We start from the raw sequence: 17,251 nt of genomic DNA on the forward strand, positions 1-17,251 counted from the left end.
CATCGATCTTGCGGCTCCGCCGCGGGGCGCGACCAGCCACGACGGAGCCGCGGACAAACGACGGCCCATCGCGGCTGCACCAGCGGAGCGCCTAGTCGACGTCGACCGGCCCGTCGTCCGACTTCCTCTCCTTGCCCGAGCGCAGCTGGAGCAGCCCGCTGCCCGGGTTCTCCTCGGGCCGGCGCCCGTCCGTGGCGTCCTGGCCGTTCAGGTTCTGCCGGACCGAGTCGAGGATGGTCAGGCCCTGGGACACCAGACCGGCGGCGATCTCGCCCAGACCGTCCGCGCCGTTGAGGACGTTGACGTTGGCGCCCGCCAGGCCGCCCGCTGCCTCCTTCACGATCTGCGGCAGCTGGTCGATCAGCATCCGGTCGAGCGCGACCCGGTCGTACGAGGCCGCCGCCTCGGCCTGGATCTTCATGCGCTGCGCGTCGGCGGCGGCGAGCACCCGGATCCGCTCGGCCTCGGCCTCGGCGGGCTTCACGATCTCGGCGACCAGCTGCTGCTGACGGAGCTTGGCCTGCCGCTGGGCCAGCTCGGTCTGTGCGGCGAGCACCTCCTGCTGGGCGTGCGCCTGGGCCAGCGGTCCGGCCTGGGAGGCCTGTGCCTGGGCGCGGTCCACCTCGGCCGAGTACTCCGCCTTCACGATGGCGGTCTGCCGGGCGTACTCGGCCTGCTTGCGGGCCGCCTCCTGCTCCGCCTCGACCGAGGCCTGGGTGGCCTGGGCCTGGGCGATCTGGGCCTGCCGCTGGATGGCCGCCTTGTGCGGGGCGGACATCGCGTCGATGTAACCGGCGTCGCCGTCGTCGATCGACTGGATCTGCAGCGAGTCCACGATCAGGCCGATCTTCGCCATCTCGGTCTTGGAGGTGTCCAGGACCTCCGCGGCGAGCTTCTGCCTCTCGGTGACGATCTCCTCGACCGTCATCGAGCCGATGATCGCCCGCAGGTGACCGGCGAAGATCCGCCCGGTCAGGACCGACATCTGGTCCTGGTCGGAGAGGAAGCGCTGGCCGGCGTTGATGATGCTCTCGTGGTCGTTGCCGACCTTGAACGCGATGACCGCGCGGACGTGCAGGGCGATGCCCTGCTTGGTCACACAGGTCTCCGTGACCTCGGCCTCGCACATCGACAGGGTCAGGAAGCGGGTCTTGCGGAAGAACGGGATCACGAACTTGCCGTGCCCCGTCACCACTCGGAACGGCGCGCCCCCCAGTCCCCGCCTGCCTCCCGAGATCAACATCGCCTCGTCGGGAGCGGGAACGCGGTATCCGAACATGTTTCTTTCTACTCCTCAGTCTGCGCCGACGGCGTCGCCGTCGAGCGCGTCCAATGGATCCACCCACTCGATGACGCCGACCTCCCGGCATCCGCGCGACTCGATCACCAGCACCGTCGCCCCCGTGGGCAGGGGATCTTCGGACCAGGCGAGGAAGGTCTCGGAACCGCCTCTGACCCGCACCAGGATTTCGCCGGGCCCCGCGGATCCGCGCGTTCCGACGAGCACCTTCCCCGTGCAGCCGATCACGGCTTCGTCCTGCGGCATCATGGCCGCTCTCCTATGTTCTGGCCCACGATTCAGACGATAGACCTACCTGGGTCGCGGACCCAACGGGCATGTCGATCCGGCGCGCGCCGCAGGGACGCCTTCGTCCGCGGCCGGCGGGGAGTCCGGCCCCCGGAACCGGTCGATTCCCTTTTCGGGAAAGGCCAGTTGCCTGCCTCCCGCCTCTGGCCCCGGAGACATACCGAGCGGTATACAGACTGCGTCGCGTGTGATGCCGCGCCCCGGTGCGGCTCCGCGCGACGTCCGGGTCTCAGGGGGAGGAATCGCATGGCGGACGACACGCGTTCGGGCTCAGCGGCGAGACGCCGGCGGCGGGGGATGGCGGTGGGGGCGGCGCTCGGCGGTTGCGCTCTCGTCGCGGCGTCCACGACGCCGGCCGCGGCATACGGAGGGGGACACGGCCGGGACACCCGCTATGTGTCGCTCGGGGACTCCTATACGGCTGGCCCCCTCATCCCGCAGCAGGTGGACGCCAACTGCGCCCGCTCCGACCACAATTACCCCTCGATCGTGGCGGCGGTGCGCAAGGCGACCGCGTTCAAGGACGTGAGCTGCAGCGGAGCGACCACCGACAACATGTGGAAGGCGCAGGGCAGCAACGAGCCGCAGCTGGACGCGCTGAACCGCGACACCGGTCTGGTGACGGTCCAGATCGGCGGCAACGACATCGGTTTCAGCTCCATCATCGGCACCTGCGCCCGCCTCAGCTCCCAGGACCCGACCGGTGACCCGTGCCGGCGTTACTACGCCTCGTCCGGCATCGACCAGCTCACCGTCGCCATCGCGCGGACCGCGCCGAAGATCGACGCGGTGCTGCGGGCCGTGCACGCCAGGGCCCCGCGCGCCCGCGTGCTCGTCGTCGGCTACCCCGACCTGCTGCCCGACGACGGCAGCGGCTGCTATCCCGCAGTGCCGTTCGCGGCCAAGGACTTCGCCTATCTGCGGGACACCGGCAAGCGATTGAACCTGATGCTGCGGCTGGTCGCCGAGTGGGACGGCGCGCGGTACGTCGACACCTACGGGCCCACGGTGGGCCACGACATGTGCAAGGCACCCGACGTCCGCTGGATCGAACCGCTCCAGCCGGCCTCGCCCGCCGCCCCCGCGCACCCCAACGCCAAGGGTGAGGAAGCGATGGCGCGTGCCGTTCTCGAACGTCTGGGCAAGGGGCACGGCCGCGATTGAGCCGCTGCGGTGCCGAGGTTCGGCCCCATTGGTGTGACGTCGGGTACGGGGATGAATGAAAGGTGCTGAACTGGCAAGCTTCCCCTTCATGCCCCGCTTCATGCACAGCACGAACAGTTCCCTGCAGGTGATTCGATGACGACGGCGACCAGGGCGCCCCGGACGCCGTCGAGCACCGAGACCGCAAGCACCACGAGGAGTTCCCCGTCCGCTCCGGCGCCCTCGCTGCCGTCCCTCACCGGCCTGCGATGGATGGCCGCACTGCTGGTCTTCGGACTGCACGTGCACAATTTCCACTACTTCGACGGCAACGCCGGCTCCCTCGTCACCTGGGCGTTCGGGGCCGGCGCGACGGGGGTGTCGTTCTTCTTCGTGCTGTCCGGGTTCGTCCTGACCTGGTCGGCCCGGCCGGGCGACCGCGCGCCGGCCTTCTGGCGCCGCCGTATCGCCCGCATCCTGCCGGTGCACCTGGTCACCGCCGCGATCGCGCTGCTCATGGCATACACGCTGGCCCACCAGTCCAAGCCGACCCTGAGCCAGGGGCTGGCCAACGTCCTGCTGGTGCACTCCTGGTGGCGGCCCTGGTGGCAGACGCTGGACCCGGTCAGCTGGTCACTGGCCTGCGAGGCCTTCTTCTACGCCGTCTTCCCGCTGCTGGCGCTGCTCCTGCGCCGTCTCGGCGCCCGCGGCGCGACCGCCCTGGCCGGAGCGTCGGTGCTGGCGGTGCTGGGGCTGGCGTGGGTGGACGCGCACCACTGGCTGGGCCAGCAGATCTACTCCTTCCCTGCCGCGCGGCTGCCCGAGTTCGTCCTCGGTGTGGCCGTCGCCCGGCTGGTGCTGCTCGACCGGTGGCGCGGACCCGGCCTGGAGGCCTCGCTCGCCCTCGCGATCATCGGCTACTTCCTCGTCCCGCACGTCCCGCACATCACCGACGGCTACCCGTCCACCGTCTGCACCGTCATCGGCTTCGCCCTGCTCATCGCGGCGGCGGCCGTCGCCGACCTGCACGGTCTGCCCTCGATGTGGCGCCACCGGCGACTGGTACGGCTGGGGGAGCTCTCCTTCGCGTTCTACATGGTCCACCTGCTCGTGCTGCGGGCTGGGACCAACGTGCTGGGCACGAAACCGCTCTTCGGCCCGACGGCGGGCCTGGCCGTGACGGCCGTCGTGTTCGCCGTGTCCCTCGGCCTGTCCTGGGTCCTGTACGAGGCGGTGGAGCGCCCCGCGAGACGCCTGCTGCTGCGCCGCCGCCCCTCCGCCGAGCGCCGCGGGGTCGTGCGGCAGCCGGACGGTCAGGACGCCTAGGCCGTACTGTCGCGCAGGCCCAGCCGCAGATGCTCCACGTGGTAGAGGGCCTGCTCGAGCAGTTCGGCCACGTGGTTGTCGTAGAGCGCGTAGATGACCGAGCGGCCGCGGCGCTCGCCGGTGACCAGGCCGAGATTACGCAGCAGACGCAACTGGTGGGAGCAGGCGGACTGTTCCATGCCCACGGCGTCGGCGAGTTCGGTCGCCGCGCACGGGCCCTCCTGCAGATGGGCCAGGATGCGCAGCCGGGACGGGGTCGCCAGGGCCTGGAGCGTGGCGGCCACGTCGGCGGCACCCACTGTCTCCAGGCGCTCGCGTGCCGTTGCGGCGGTGGTGGTGTCAGCTCCATGGCCCATGCCGCTCATCCTACGGAGGGTGAGCGGCCGCAGTCCCGTACCCATGCACCCATGAACGTGCACCCATGAACGTGCACTCATGACCATGCACTCATGACCATGCACTCATGACCATGCACTCATGAAGAAATGAATGAGTCTTCATGTGTTCCTGTATGGTCGGAGCATGACCTCCACGCTCACTCCGCCCCGGGCCGCCCCGGTCACGTCCGGGCCCGTGCCCCCACGGCGCACCCGGATGCTCGCGCTGCCCGAGGTGCGCTGGGCCGCCGCGGCCACCGTCTGCTTCCTGCTCGCGCTGCCGCTCCAGCTGACCGGTGCACCGGCCTGGGCCTGGGCGCCGCTTTACGCGGCGGCGTACGTCACCGGCGGGTGGGAGCCCGGCTGGGAGGGGCTCAAGGCGCTCCGCGGGAAGACCCTCGACGTCGACCTGCTGATGGTCGTCGCCGCCCTCGGGGCCGCTGCGATCGGGCAGGTCATGGACGGCGCCCTGCTGATCGTCATCTTCGCGACCTCGGGCGCACTGGAGGCGCTGGCCACGGCCCGGACCGCCGACTCGGTGCGCGGCCTGCTGGACCTGGCGCCCGCCACGGCGACCCGGATCGCCCCGGACGGCTCCGAACGGGCGGTGTCCGTCGAGGAGTTGACGATCGGGGACACCATTCTCGTACGGCCCGGTGAGCGGATCGGCGCCGACGGCCGCGTACTGGACGGGGCGAGCGAGGTCGACCAGGCGACCATCACCGGTGAACCGCTGCCCGCCCTCAAGGAGCCCGGCGACGAGGTGTTCGCCGGGACCGTCAACGGCACGGGCGCGCTCCGGGTCCGCGTCGAACGGGACGCCTCCGACTCGGTGCTGGCGCGGATCGTCCGCATGGTCGAGGAGGCGTCCGGGACCAAGGCGCCCACCCAGCTGTTCATCGAGAAGGTCGAACAGCGCTACTCGCTGGGCATGGTGGCGGCGACCCTTGCCGTCTTCCTCGTGCCGCTCGCCTTCGGCGCCGAGCTGACCGGGGCGCTGCTGCGGGCCATGACCTTCATGATCGTGGCCTCGCCGTGTGCGGTGGTCCTGGCCACCATGCCGCCCCTGCTGTCGGCCATCGCCAACGCCGGACGGCACGGCGTGCTGGTCAAGTCGGCGGTGGTGATGGAGCGGCTCGGCCAGGTCGACACCGTCGCGCTGGACAAGACCGGCACCCTGACCGAGGGCGTACCCCGGGTGACCGACCTACGGCCGCTGCCCGGATCCGGCATGGGAGAACGGGAGTTGCTGACACTCGCGGCCGCCGCCGAGCACCCCAGCGAGCATCCGCTGGCGCGGGCCGTCGTGGAGGCGGCGCGTGAGCGGGAGCTGCTCCTGCCGTCAGCGCGGGACTTCGACTCGACGCCCGGTGTCGGAGTGACGGCGACGGTCGACGGGTGGCGGGTCACGGTCGGCGCCCCGGCCCGGCTCCTCAGCGGCGCGACCGACGCGGTGGCGCACGCGGCGGTCCATGCGGCCGACCTGGAGGAGGCCGGCCGTACCGCCGTCCTCGTCGTGGCCGACGGCGTCCCCGCCGGGCTCCTGGGCCTCGCCGACCGGCTGCGCCCGGACGCCGCCGCCACGGTCGCCTCCCTCACCCGCCTCACCGGCACCGCCCCGACCCTGCTGACCGGCGACAACCCGCGTGCGGCCGCGCACCTGGCCGCCGAGGTCGGCATCGAGGACGTCCGCGCGGGACTGCTGCCGCAGCACAAGGTGAGCGCGGTGACGGAACTGGAGCGCGCGGCACGCAAGGTGCTGGTCGTCGGGGACGGCGTCAACGACGCCCCGGCCCTCGCGGCCGCCCACACCGGTGTCGCCATGGGCCGCGCGGGATCCGACCTGGCGCTGGAGACGGCGGACGCCGTCATCGTCCGCGACGAACTCGCCACCGTGCCCGCGGTGATCGCCCTCTCCCGCCGGGCCCGGCGTCTGGTCGTGCAGAACCTGGTGATCGCCGGGGCCTTCATCGCGGGCCTCGTCGTCTGGGACCTCGCAGGCACCCTGCCGCTGCCCCTCGGCGTCGCCGGCCACGAGGGCTCCACCGTCCTCGTCGGGCTCAACGGGCTGCGACTGCTGGGGGAGCGGGCCTGGCGCCGGGCGGTCACCGAGGTCGGCTGACGTCCGCGGCCGAAAACCGGTGGATCAGCGCCGCTGCCCTGTCCTACCGTGCTGCCGACCCGAGTCGCCCAGGCAAGGACGTGCCGTTGTACACCGTGTGAGACCCCCCGAGAGCTGATCTGTCGCGCGTCGCGCAACTGCGCCGCGCTGCTTCTTGCTGCGGACTTCTCACTGAAACCGGTGTACTTCTGTGCTCCATACCTGGGGGGTCATGCCCACCTGCCTGCCGACCGTGCTGCGCCGCTGCCACGCGTGCGCCTCCGAACGCTTCCGGGCCAACGGCAAGTTTCGCGTCAACGCACACCACAAGCTCCTCGACGCCTGGCTGCTGGTGCTCTGCACCGGTTGCGGCGACACGGCGAAGCTCACGGTCCTGGACCGGACGAACGTGCGCTCGATACGACCTGAGCTGCTGGACCGGATGTACGCCAACGACCCTGATCTGGCAGCCGAGTTGCTCCAGGATCCGGCCCTGCAGCGCCCTAATCGCACAGCCCTCGACTGGGACGGCGCCTGGCGCCTCGACACCCGCGGAACGGATCACCTGGACCGCGAGGTGATCGACGTCTCCGTGCGCTTCGCCGCACGGATCCCGGTCCGGCCGGTGCGGCTGATCGCAGACGGCTGCGGTCTCTCGCGGGCCGAGGTCGCGCATCTGATCACGGACGGGAAGCTCGTCTCGGCAGTCCGGCTGAGCGGCAAGCTCTCCGGCGACTTCACCTTCACGCTCAAGCGCTGAGCCCTCCCCGGGACACGGGCCTGTCCGGCAGCTCCGCCGGACAGGCCTTCAGTCCTCAGGCTGCAGGCGCGCCGCCGGCCCCGGCGTCACCGTGACCTCCCTCGGGGAAAGCTCGGTGTGCTCGTCGGGACACTCGACCACGACCCGCACCGGAGCGCCGCAGTCGCGGTGCCGGACCTCCAGGACCGGTCCCTCGGGATCCCCGACGTACGCCTCGCCCCACTGCCGCAGCGCCACGATGACCGGCCACAGATCGCGGCCCTTGGCGGTGAGACGGTACTCGTAGCGGGTCCGGCTGCCCTGCTCCTGGTAGGGGACCGTCCGCAGGATCCCGGCCGCGACCAGCTTGCGCAGCCGGTCGGACAGGACCGCCTCCGACAGCCCCACATGGCGGCGGAAGTCGTCGAAGCGCCGCACCCCGTTGAAGGCGTCACGCAGAAGCAGCAGCGACCACTTCTCGCCGATCAGATTGAGGCTGCGCTGGACCGGACAGTTCTCGGTGCTCATCTCGAGCCACTTCATACCGCCATCGTAGAACACCTGGCTTCTACATTGACAGTCAGCTGACCGCGGAGCTAGCTTCGAGAAACATAGTCAGTGGGTCAGGGAGGAATCGCAGCCGCATGGAACGCTCTCGTACGTACGAGTGGGGCGACCCCGCGATCTCGGCGGGCGCCGTCGGGCAGGGCTCCGGCCTGCACTTCCTCCGCGAGATCCTCGCCGGCCGGCTGCCCGCGCCGCCGATCGCCGCCACGCTGGGAATGTCGGTCGAAGAGGTCGACCACGGCCACGCGGTGTTCTCCCTGGAGCCCGGTGAGGAGCACTACAACCCCATCGGCAGCGTCCACGGCGGCATCTACGCCACGCTGCTCGACTCGGCGGCCGGCTGCGCCGTGCAGTCCACCCTGCCGCCGGGCATGGGCTACACCTCGCTCGACCTGACCGTGAAGTTCCTGCGTCCGATCACCGCCGACACCGGCAAGGTCCGCGCCGTCGGCAGCATCCTGAGCAGCGGTCGGCGCACCGCACTCGCCGAGGCGCGGCTCTTCGACTCGGCGGACCGCCTGCTCGCCCACGCCACCAGCAGCTGCATGCTCTTCCCGGTGCCGGGCGCCTGAGGCCCGGCTCCCGTCCTGCTCAGCCCTGCCGACCCGGCCAAGGCCCTCGCACTCGGCGCGGACGCGGTCGCCATCGGTACGGCCGCGCTGATCGCGATCGGCGGCGACCGGCCGTCATCTCCGCCCATCACGAGGAGCTCGCCGCCCACCTGGACCCGGTCGAGGCCGGTCGCCGCCTCGCGAACTGCCTGCGTGTGACGACCATGGAGGCCCAGGCCCAGGCCCAGGCCCTCGCCCGCCCTGCGGCAAGGCACGCCTCCTGCGTCTCGAGCCCGAGGACCTGGTTGCCCTTACCATCGAATCCGCCGCCATGGCCCGCGTCCCGCTCGCGGGTACGAACTGGATCGCCGGGGAGGGCCTGTGATCGCCGTCGTAGGTGCCGGGCTGATGGGCGCGGCCACCGCCTGGCAGCTGGCCCGGCGCGGCCACGAGGCCACGCTGATCGAGGCGTACGGCGTCGGCCACAAGAAGGGCAGCTCGCACGGCAGCTCACGGATCATCCGGCGGGCGTACGCCGACCCCTTCTACGTACAGCTGACCGGACAGGCGTACGAGCAGTGGCGGGAACTGGAGCACGACAGCTCAACCCCCTTGCTGCGTACGACCGGTGGCCTCGACATCGGGGAGGAGCGCGACACGAAGGCGATCGCCGAGCTCCTCTCCGCGGCCGGAGTGCCCCATGAGCTCCTCGGCCCGGAGGAAGCTGCGGAGCGCTGGCCGTACATCCGCATCACGGGCCCGGTGCTCCACCACCCGGACGCGGGCGTCGTCGACGCCGACCAGACCGTGGCGGCCTGCGTCCGGCGGGCGATCGAGCACGGCGCGGAAGCGATCACCGGCACCCGTGTCACGGGCATCGACGCACGGGGCGGGGAGCGGGTGCTCCTGCACACCGACGACGGCCGCGAGGTCCTCGCGGACACCGTGGTGATCGCCGTCGGCGCCTGGCTGCCGGAACTCGAACTGCCCGTACCGCTGCCGCCGTTGGAGGTGACCCAGCAGCAGGTCTTCCACTTCCCGCAGCGGGACCCGTCCGTACAGTGGCCGACCCTGGTCTGGGACGGGGCGCTGCACCTCTACGGGCTGCCGTCGGGGAGTGACGGCGGCCCGCTGGCCACGGTCAAGGTCGCCGAGCACGACCGCGGCACGCCCACCACCGCCCGCACCCGCAGCGGGGTCGTCGATGCGTCGTCGCGGACGCGGGTCAGCGGCTTCGTCCGCGACCGTCTCCCGGGCCTCGAACCCGCCCCCGTCGCCGAGGCCACCTGCCTCTACACCACCACCCCCGACGAGGACTTCGTCCTCGACCGGCACGGCCCCTTCGTCATCGTCTCCCCGTGCTCCGGACACGGCGCGAAGTTCACCCCGCTCATCGGCGCGATGGCCGCCGACCTCGCGACCGGCCGCACCGAGCCGCACCCCCGCTTCCGGCTGGGGCGCACGGCATAAGACGCGCCGGTCACCGGCCAGGCCACCCCCGCCCCGGCGGGTCAGGACGCTGAAACGGGAGACGGACGCCGGCCCGGTCACCCGCAACCGCGCTGAAGGCATGAGGCAGTTGCGAGGCCTACTCGTTGCCGCGGCCCATGATCAGCCTCCCCCGGACAGCGGCTCCGACACCGCCAGGCAGAGCCAGGGCCAGGTCCACCCGTCGTGCACCGGCCCGGCGCAGTCGCCGGGGTCCGCTCGCTGAACTGGACGCGAGGTTGTCAGGGCGGCCCACTAGGCTCCCGCGCATGAGCGACGAGGGCAGAGACACCCCTGCGAGACGGGTTGTCGACGGACGGTTCGAGCTGACGGAACGGCTCGGAGGCGGCGGCATGGGCATGGTCTGGCGGGCCACCGACCTGATGCTGCACCGCAATGTGGCCATCAAGGAGGTACGGCCGTCCGACCCCGGCCTCGCCGAGTGCGACCCGGGGGCCGCACGGCTGCTGCGGGAGCGGGTGCTGCGGGAGGCCCGTGCACTGGCCCGGGTCGACCACCCCAACGTGGTGACGATCCATCACATCGTCGACGGCGGCCCCGGGACCTACCCGTGGATCGTCATGGAACTCGTGACCGGCGGCTCCCTGGCCGACCGCCTCGCCCTCGGCCCGATGAACCCGACCGAGGCGGCACGCACCGGCCTCGAAGTGCTGGTCGCGCTGCGGGCCGCCCACGAGGCCGGCATCGAACACCGCGACGTGAAACCGGCCAACGTCCTGCTGCGCCCCGACGGCCGCCCGGTGCTCACCGACTTCGGCATCGCCGCCATCCGCGACGCCACCGCCCTCACCGCCACCGGCTCGGTCATCGGCACCCCCGACTACATGGCACCCGAGCGGGTCTCCGGCAAGGACGGCGGCGCGGCCTCGGACATCTGGTCGCTCGCGATGATGCTGTACGTCGCCGTCGAGGGCCACCATCCACTGCGCCGGGGCACGACCCTTGCGACCCTGGCCGCGGTCCTCACCGACGACATACCGCCGCCGGTCAAGGCCGGCCCCCTGACGGACGTCCTCGCCCGCGTCCTCGTACGCGATCCCCAGGCCCGCCCCGGCGCCCGGCAACTGGAACGGATGCTGGCCGACGTGGCCCGGCAGCCCCAGACCGAGACCCCCACGTCCTTCCCCCTCCAGCCCCCGGCCGTGCCACCGCGGGACACCCCGCCGCAGGACGCCCCACCGCCGTACGCCCCACCGACCACCCCGGTGCCTGCCGGTCGCCGCCGCTGGACGCTGCTCGTCCTGCCCACCGCCGGAGTCGCCCTCGCCGGCGTACTCGTGTGGAACCTGCTGCCGGGGTCGGGCACGCACGCGTCCGGGGGCACGGGCTCCCGCACCACGGCAACGCCCTTGGCCGGATCCACCGCTTCTCCCACGACCGCGGAACAGACCGCCACGACCGACCTGCTGACCCCGCAGGGCATCCGGACCGCGATCGCGGCCATCGAGAAGGAGACCGGCCGGGACCGCTTCGGCGACCTGACGGTCTACCCGGGGTATGTATCGGCCGGGGTGATGGTGACGGGCAGCGACACCGCGTACGACTCGTACACCTACCGCCCCGGCCAAGGCGTACAGAAGGACATCATCAACGGCACACTGTCCGGCGAAGAGAAACCCGTCCGCCTGGACGGCTTCGACTGGGAGAAGGTCCCCTCACTCCTGGCCCAGGCGAAGAAGAAACTCAAGGTATCCAAGGCGAACACCCGATACCTGTTGCTGAACCTCCCGGGCAACGCCTTCGGCTTTGCCACCGGTATGAGGATCTACCTCAGCAACGACTACGGCCAGACCGGCTATCTGGTGGCGGACACGAAGGGCACGATCAGCACGGTGATGCCCGCCGAGAGCTGATCCTCCACGACACCCCTTCGCCCCCCACCCATTGCGGCCCCGTCCGAGACGTCCGAGTCTGGGAGCAATGCCTGGCTGGGCGGAGGAGACGGCGATGGCGGCGGACAGTGGCACGGTGGGCGCCGAGCGGCAGCGGCTGGCGGAGGCCGACGCGTCCCGGGCGGACTGGCGCCGCTGGGGTCCCTACCTCAGCGAGCGGCAGTGGGGGACCGTCCGGGAGGACTACAGCCCCGATGGTGAGGCCTGGTCGTACTTCACCCACGACCAGGCGCGCTCCCGCGCCTACCGCTGGGGCGAGGACGGCATCGCCGGCATCAGCGACGACAAGCAGCGGCTCTGCTTCTCGCTGGCCCTGTGGAACGGCCGCGACCCGATCCTCAAGGAACGGATGTTCGGCCTGACCAACGCCGAGGGCAACCACGGCGAGGACGTCAAGGAGTACTACTTCCACCTCGACAGCACGCCCACCCACTCGTACATGAAGTACCTGTACAAGTACCCGCAGGGCGAGTTTCCCTACGCCGAGCTCGTCGACACCAACAAGGCCCGCGGCCGCCGCGACTTCGAGTACGAGCTGCTCGACACCGGCATCTTCGACGAGGACCGCTACTTCGACGTGTTCGTCGAATACGCCAAGGCCGGCCCCGAGGACATGCTCGTCGAGATCACCGCGCACAACCGCGGCCCCGACGAGGCCACCCTCCACCTCCTGCCGACCCTCTGGTTCCGGCACACCTGGTCCTGGGCGGGCGGCACCGCCGTACCGAACCTCAGGAAGACGGCGGACGCCATCCGTGCCGACCACGACGAACTCGGCCCGCGATGGCTGTACTGCGACACCGACGCCCCCGCCCTGTTCACCGACAACGAGACCAACAACCAGCGCATCTTCCACAGCCCCAACAGCACGCCCTACGTCAAGGACGGCATCGACCGCTGCGTCGTCCACGGCGAGACGGGCGCCGTCAACCCCGCACAGACCGGCACCAAGGCCGCCCTCCACCACACCCTGACCGTCCCCGCCGGTGACAGCGCGAGTGTCCGGCTGCGGCTCTCGGACGCAGAACTCGCCGATCCCTGGGCGGACTTCGCGGCCACCATGGACATCCGCCGGACCGAGGCCGACGCCTTCTACGAGGACGTCGTCCCCGACGGCATGGGCGAGGACGAGCGGCGACTGGTGCGCCAGGCCCTTGCAGGGATGCTGTGGAGCAAGCAGTACTACTACCTCGACGTCGAGCGCTGGCTGGCCGAACACGGCGTCGACCCCCTCGCAGCCGACCCGAACGTCCGCAACAGCGCCTGGTACCACATGGTCAACGACGAGGTCATGTCGATGCCGGACACCTGGGAGTACCCCTGGTTCGCGGCCTGGGACCTCGCCTTCCACACCCTTGCCCTGTCCATGGTCGACATAGGCTTCGCCAAGGGGCAGCTGGAGCTCCTCCTGCGCCGCCTCTATCTGCACCCCAACGGCCAGATCCCGGCGTACGAATGGAACTTCGGCGACGTCAACCCGCCCGTGCACGCCTGGGCGGTCCTCTTCGTCCACGAACTCGAGAAGCACCGCACCGGCCACGCCGACCGCGCCTTCCTCGAGAACGCCTTCCAGAAGCTGATGAAGAACTTCACCTGGTGGCTCAACCGCAAGGACGTCGACGGCAACAACGTCTTCCAGGGCGGCTTCCTCGGCCTCGACAACATCGGTGTCTTCGACCGCAGCGCGCCCCTGCCCACCGGCGGCCACATCGACCAGGCCGACGGCACCGCCTGGATGGCGCTGTACTGCCAGAACCTCCTCGACATCGCCATCGAACTCGCCGTCGACAACCCCGTCTACGTCGAGCAGGCGCAGATGCTTTTCGAGCACTTCGCCTGGATCGCGGTCGCCATGAACCGCATCGGCAAGGACAACGCCAGCCTCTGGGACGAGGAGGACGGCTTCTTCTACGACGTGCTACGGCTGCCCGACGGCACCGCCACCCGCCTGAAGGTGCGGTCCCTGGTCGGCTTGATACCGCTGGCGGCGACCAGCGTCATCGGCGGCCGCGCCGACCGTACCTTCCCCGCACTCGTAGAAGGAGCAAAGGAGTTCATCCGGCGACACCCGGCCGTCGAAGCCGTCGTCCAACAGCACGACCTGGGCACGGCCGACGAGAACGGCCGCTACCTCTTCGCCCTCTTCGGCGAGGACCGGCTGCGCCGCATCCTCGCCCGCATGCTCGACGAGGACGAATTCCTCGGCCCGCACGGCATCCGGTCCCTCTCCCGCTACCACGCCGAGCACCCCTACCACTTCGACGTCAACGGCCAGACGTACGGCGTCGGCTATCTGCCCGCCGAGTCCGACTCCGGCATGTTCGGCGGCAACTCCAACTGGCGCGGCCCGGTCTGGTTCCCGATGAACCTCCTCCTCATCCGCGCCCTGCTCAACCTGCACGGCTACCACGGCCCCGGCTTCACCGTGGAGTGCCCGACCGGCTCCGGACGCCGGCTGAACCTCTACGAGGTCGCCCGCGAGATCTCCGACCGGCTCACCGCCACCTTCCTGGCCGGCGAGGACGGTCACCGCCCGGTCCACGGCGCGCAGCCCAAGTTCGCCAAGGACCCCCACTGGAAGGACCTGATCCTCTTCTACGAGTACTTCCACGGCGACAACGGCGCGGGCCTCGGCGCCTCCCACCAGACCGGCTGGACCGGACTGGTGGCCGCCACCGCGACCCTCTTCCACTCCATCAGCGCCGAAGACTGGCACCGCGGCGGCCGGGAGTCCCTGCGCCCGGTGCGCGAACGGGACGAACGGGACGAGCGGTTCGCGGGCTCGGGCGACGAGGAGCCCCTGTCATGACCGTCATCCACGAGATCAACACCCTTGTCTGGCTGGGTGAGTTGAGCGGCCGGTACGGGCGCCGCGTCACCCTCGGCGAGGTCCCCGCGGAGGTCTGGGACGAGGTGAGCCTGCCCGGCATCGACACCGTCTGGCTGATGGGCGTCTGGGAACGCAGTCCCGCCGGCCTCGCGATCGCCCTGCGCGACGAGTCCCTGCTCGCGTCGTTCCGCCAGGCGCTGCCCGACCTGACCGAGGCTGACATCGCCGGATCCGCGTACTGCGTACGGAACTACGTCGTCGACGCCTCCCTCGGCGGCCCGGACGGTCTCGCCGAGGCGCGTGCCCAGCTGGCCGCCCGGGGCGTGCGGTTGATCCTCGACTACGTGCCCAACCATGTGGCTCCCGACCACCCCTGGCTCACCGAGCACCCCGAGCGCCTGATCCAGGGCACCCGCGAGGACCTGGAACGGTCGCCCGAGGCCTTCCTCGACGTCGGCGGGCGCATCTACGCCAACGGCCGCGACCCGTACTTCGCCCCCTGGCCGGACGTGGTCCAGCTCAACGCCTTCAGCGACGACCTGCGCACCGCGGCCGTCGACACCCTCGTCTCCATCGGCGACCAGGCGGACGGCGTGCGGTGCGACATGGCGATGCTGCTGATGAACGACGTCTTCGCCAAGACCTGGGGCGACCGGGCGGGCCCGCTGCCCGCGGACGACTTCTGGCCGTACGTCGTCCCGCGCGTCCGGGCGCACCACCCCGGCCTTCTCTTCGTCGCCGAGGCGTACTGGGACCTCGAATGGGCCCTGCAGCAGCAGGGCTTCGACCACTGCTACGACAAGCGGCTCTACGACCGACTCCTCCACGAGGACGCCGAGTCGACCCGCGCCCACCTCCAGGCCGACCTCACCTACCAGCACGGCCTGGTCCGCTTCCTGGAGAACCACGACGAGCCGCGGGCCGCCGCCACCCTGCCGGGCGCGCAGGAGCGCGCCGCAGCCGTCACCATCGCCACCCTGCCCGGCGCGACGCTCTGGCACGAGGGCCAGTTCGACGGCCGCAAGGTCCGCCCACCCGTCTTCCTCGCGCGCCGCCCACAGGAACCGCCGGACGAGCAACTCCGCACCTTCTACGGCCGGTTGCTGCCTGCCGCGACCGCCGTACGCGAAGGAGACTGGCGCCTCCTCGCCACCACCGGCTGGCCGGACAACGACACCCACCGCAACCTGCTCGCCTGGAGCTGGACCGGCCCCGGCACCCGCCACCTCGTGATCGTCAACTACTCCGACACCCCGTCCCAGGGACAAGTCCCCCTACCCTGGCCGGACCTGACCGGCCACCTGACCGACCTGCTCACGGGCCAGACCTACGACCGCTACGGCGACCAACTGCTCACCCCGGGCCTCTTCGTCGACCTGCCGGCCTGGCACGCGCACGTGCTGAGCGTGACCTGACCGGCGGCCGCGGCAGCAGCGATCAGGACGCCGGGTCCGTGGAAATCTCCCACAACATCGAGATAGAGCACACCGCCGGCCCGGTCGGCAGCGAAGGGCACCCAGTGAGGGCGGTAGGGGGAGCAGGGCTGGTCGGCCCAGACGTCCGTCTTGAGTCGCCATTTGTCCACGACCTCGCTGGTGCTGAGGATCTCGTAGTACGGAGGGAGGGCGAACCTACCACTGCCGTTGTGACCGAGCAGCAGCTGCCTGTGGTCCGGGTGGAGATTCACGCCGAGGGGTTCCTCGGCTTGGGCGATGTCCTGACCGGTGGCGGCAGGAGCCAGCTCTCGGATGCGTTCGCGATCTCGTAACCAGCATTCGATGCGAGACCATGACTCGCTGATGGGACGCGGCTTCATCTGTCCTCCAGGCCTCCGGGCCTCAGCCGCGGATGGTGGCGGCCATGGTAGAAGCGAGCATGAACCACTCTCGCACAGCCTTCCGCAGGACCGGTGGTGCCCGATGACCGCCGGCATCGACACCCCGGACGGCCGCGGCCGCACCGGCCTGGACCGCGCCGGACTCGACCTGACCGGCAATCCCCGTGTGAAGGTGCGGGAGGTGAAACTGCTCTCCAGCCACTGGTACGTGGAGCGGGCCACCACCTTCGACTTCCGGCACGCCGATGGCACCTGGTCCACCCAGCAGCGCGAGACGCATGACCGCGGCAACGGCGCCACCATGCTGCTCTACGACACCGAACGCGAAACCGTGCTGCTCACACGGCAGTTCCGCTTCCCGGTGTACGTCAACGGACACCCCGACGGCATGCTGGTCGAGACTCCGGGCGGACTCCTCGACGACGAGGACGAGCACCCCGAACTCGCCGTCCGCCGCGAGGTGGTGGAGGAGACCGGGCACACCATCGGCGAGGTCCAGCACGTCTTCGACGTCTACATGAGCCCGGGCTCGGTCACCGAACGCGTCAGCTTCTACGCCGCCGCCTACGGTCCCTCGACCCGCACCCACGAGGGCGGCGGCCTCGACGAGGAGGGCGAGGACATCGAGATCGTCGAACTGCCCTTCCGCCGCGCCCTGGAGATGATCCGCACCGGCGAGATTGCCGACGCCAAGACGATCATGCTGTTGCAGTGGGCGGCGCTGGAGGGCCCGTTCGGCAAGTAGCGCGCGGGGCCCCTTGACTTCGTGTGCGCTTCAAGCTGAAGACTCC

General features: G+C 70.8%; 16 protein-coding genes. 11 read left to right on the top strand and 5 right to left on the bottom strand.

What is annotated here, in order from left to right; translation table 11 throughout:
• Nucleotides 1-91: 91 nt before the first annotated feature.
• Both ACWCRD_RS25580 and ACWCRD_RS25585 read right to left on the bottom strand, forming a co-directional pair.
• Complete coding sequence (locus tag ACWCRD_RS25580) at nt 92-1,279, bottom strand: flotillin family protein (protein WP_450968093.1); 1,188 nt, start codon at nt 1,277-1,279, stop codon at nt 92-94.
• Nucleotides 1,280-1,294: 15 nt separating this feature from the next.
• On the bottom strand, nt 1,295-1,546 hold the full coding sequence (locus ACWCRD_RS25585) for a hypothetical protein (RefSeq protein WP_450968307.1): 252 nt from the start codon (nt 1,544-1,546) through the stop codon (nt 1,295-1,297).
• Between the two features lie 288 nt (nt 1,547-1,834).
• Here ACWCRD_RS25585 and ACWCRD_RS25590 point away from each other — a divergent pair, with 288 nt between their 5' ends.
• Together ACWCRD_RS25590 and ACWCRD_RS25595 are read left to right on the top strand one after the other, a co-directional pair.
• Entirely contained in the window at nt 1,835-2,752 is a 918-nt protein-coding gene (locus ACWCRD_RS25590; RefSeq protein ID WP_450968094.1) for an SGNH/GDSL hydrolase family protein, read from the top strand.
• A gap of 135 nt (nt 2,753-2,887) precedes the next feature.
• Nucleotides 2,888-4,057: an acyltransferase family protein gene (locus tag ACWCRD_RS25595; protein ID WP_450968095.1), complete on the top strand. Its 1,170-nt coding sequence runs from the start codon at nt 2,888-2,890 to the stop codon at nt 4,055-4,057.
• Here ACWCRD_RS25595 and ACWCRD_RS25600 read toward each other — a convergent pair.
• Complete coding sequence (locus tag ACWCRD_RS25600) at nt 4,054-4,413, bottom strand: ArsR/SmtB family transcription factor (RefSeq protein ID WP_450968096.1); 360 nt, start codon at nt 4,411-4,413, stop codon at nt 4,054-4,056. The two genes, ACWCRD_RS25595 and ACWCRD_RS25600, sit on opposite strands and share 4 nt — an antisense overlap.
• A gap of 166 nt (nt 4,414-4,579) precedes the next feature.
• Between ACWCRD_RS25600 and ACWCRD_RS25605 the strand changes: the two genes are divergently transcribed.
• A complete protein-coding gene (locus ACWCRD_RS25605) occupies nt 4,580-6,556 on the top strand; it encodes a heavy metal translocating P-type ATPase (RefSeq protein ID WP_450968097.1) in 1,977 nt (658 codons plus the stop codon).
• Between the two features lie 190 nt (nt 6,557-6,746).
• On the top strand, nt 6,747-7,295 hold the full coding sequence (locus tag ACWCRD_RS25610) for a DUF1062 domain-containing protein (RefSeq protein WP_450968098.1): 549 nt from the start codon (nt 6,747-6,749) through the stop codon (nt 7,293-7,295).
• 48 nt (nt 7,296-7,343) lie between these two features.
• On the opposite strand, the gene ACWCRD_RS25615 is transcribed toward ACWCRD_RS25610, so the two are convergent.
• Nucleotides 7,344-7,817 (bottom strand): winged helix-turn-helix transcriptional regulator, encoded by a 474-nt coding sequence (locus ACWCRD_RS25615; protein WP_450968099.1) that lies wholly within the window; start codon nt 7,815-7,817, stop codon nt 7,344-7,346.
• A gap of 101 nt (nt 7,818-7,918) precedes the next feature.
• Between ACWCRD_RS25615 and ACWCRD_RS25620 the strand changes: the two genes are divergently transcribed.
• From ACWCRD_RS25620 to ACWCRD_RS25645, 6 genes are all read left to right on the top strand, one after another.
• Complete coding sequence (locus ACWCRD_RS25620; RefSeq protein WP_450968100.1) at nt 7,919-8,413, top strand: PaaI family thioesterase; 495 nt, start codon at nt 7,919-7,921, stop codon at nt 8,411-8,413.
• Between the two features lie 15 nt (nt 8,414-8,428).
• On the top strand, nt 8,429-8,611 hold the full coding sequence (locus ACWCRD_RS25625; RefSeq protein WP_450968308.1) for a glutamate synthase-related protein: 183 nt from the start codon (nt 8,429-8,431) through the stop codon (nt 8,609-8,611).
• A 162-nt stretch (nt 8,612-8,773) separates the two neighbouring features.
• Nucleotides 8,774-9,862, top strand: a complete 1,089-nt coding sequence (locus ACWCRD_RS25630) for an FAD-dependent oxidoreductase (RefSeq protein WP_450968101.1) — start codon at nt 8,774-8,776, stop codon at nt 9,860-9,862.
• Nucleotides 9,863-10,149: 287 nt separating this feature from the next.
• Nucleotides 10,150-11,754, top strand: coding sequence for a serine/threonine-protein kinase (locus tag ACWCRD_RS25635; protein WP_450968102.1), 1,605 nt, complete (start codon nt 10,150-10,152; stop codon nt 11,752-11,754).
• Nucleotides 11,755-11,848: 94 nt separating this feature from the next.
• Nucleotides 11,849-14,602, top strand: coding sequence for an MGH1-like glycoside hydrolase domain-containing protein (locus tag ACWCRD_RS25640; RefSeq protein WP_450968103.1), 2,754 nt, complete (start codon nt 11,849-11,851; stop codon nt 14,600-14,602).
• Nucleotides 14,599-16,038: an alpha-amylase gene (locus tag ACWCRD_RS25645; RefSeq protein ID WP_450968104.1), complete on the top strand. Its 1,440-nt coding sequence runs from the start codon at nt 14,599-14,601 to the stop codon at nt 16,036-16,038. The genes ACWCRD_RS25640 and ACWCRD_RS25645 overlap by 4 nt, the downstream gene beginning before the upstream one ends.
• Here ACWCRD_RS25645 and ACWCRD_RS25650 read toward each other — a convergent pair.
• Nucleotides 15,960-16,556: an SMI1/KNR4 family protein gene (locus ACWCRD_RS25650; protein ID WP_450968105.1), complete on the bottom strand. Its 597-nt coding sequence runs from the start codon at nt 16,554-16,556 to the stop codon at nt 15,960-15,962. The genes ACWCRD_RS25645 and ACWCRD_RS25650 overlap by 79 nt on opposite strands.
• Here ACWCRD_RS25650 and ACWCRD_RS25655 point away from each other — a divergent pair.
• Nucleotides 16,543-17,205, top strand: coding sequence for an NUDIX domain-containing protein (locus ACWCRD_RS25655; RefSeq protein ID WP_450968106.1), 663 nt, complete (start codon nt 16,543-16,545; stop codon nt 17,203-17,205). The genes ACWCRD_RS25650 and ACWCRD_RS25655 overlap by 14 nt on opposite strands.
• Nucleotides 17,206-17,251: the final 46 nt, after the last annotated feature.

The sequence above is a fragment of the Streptomyces sp. NPDC002092 genome (genome assembly GCF_053593775.1).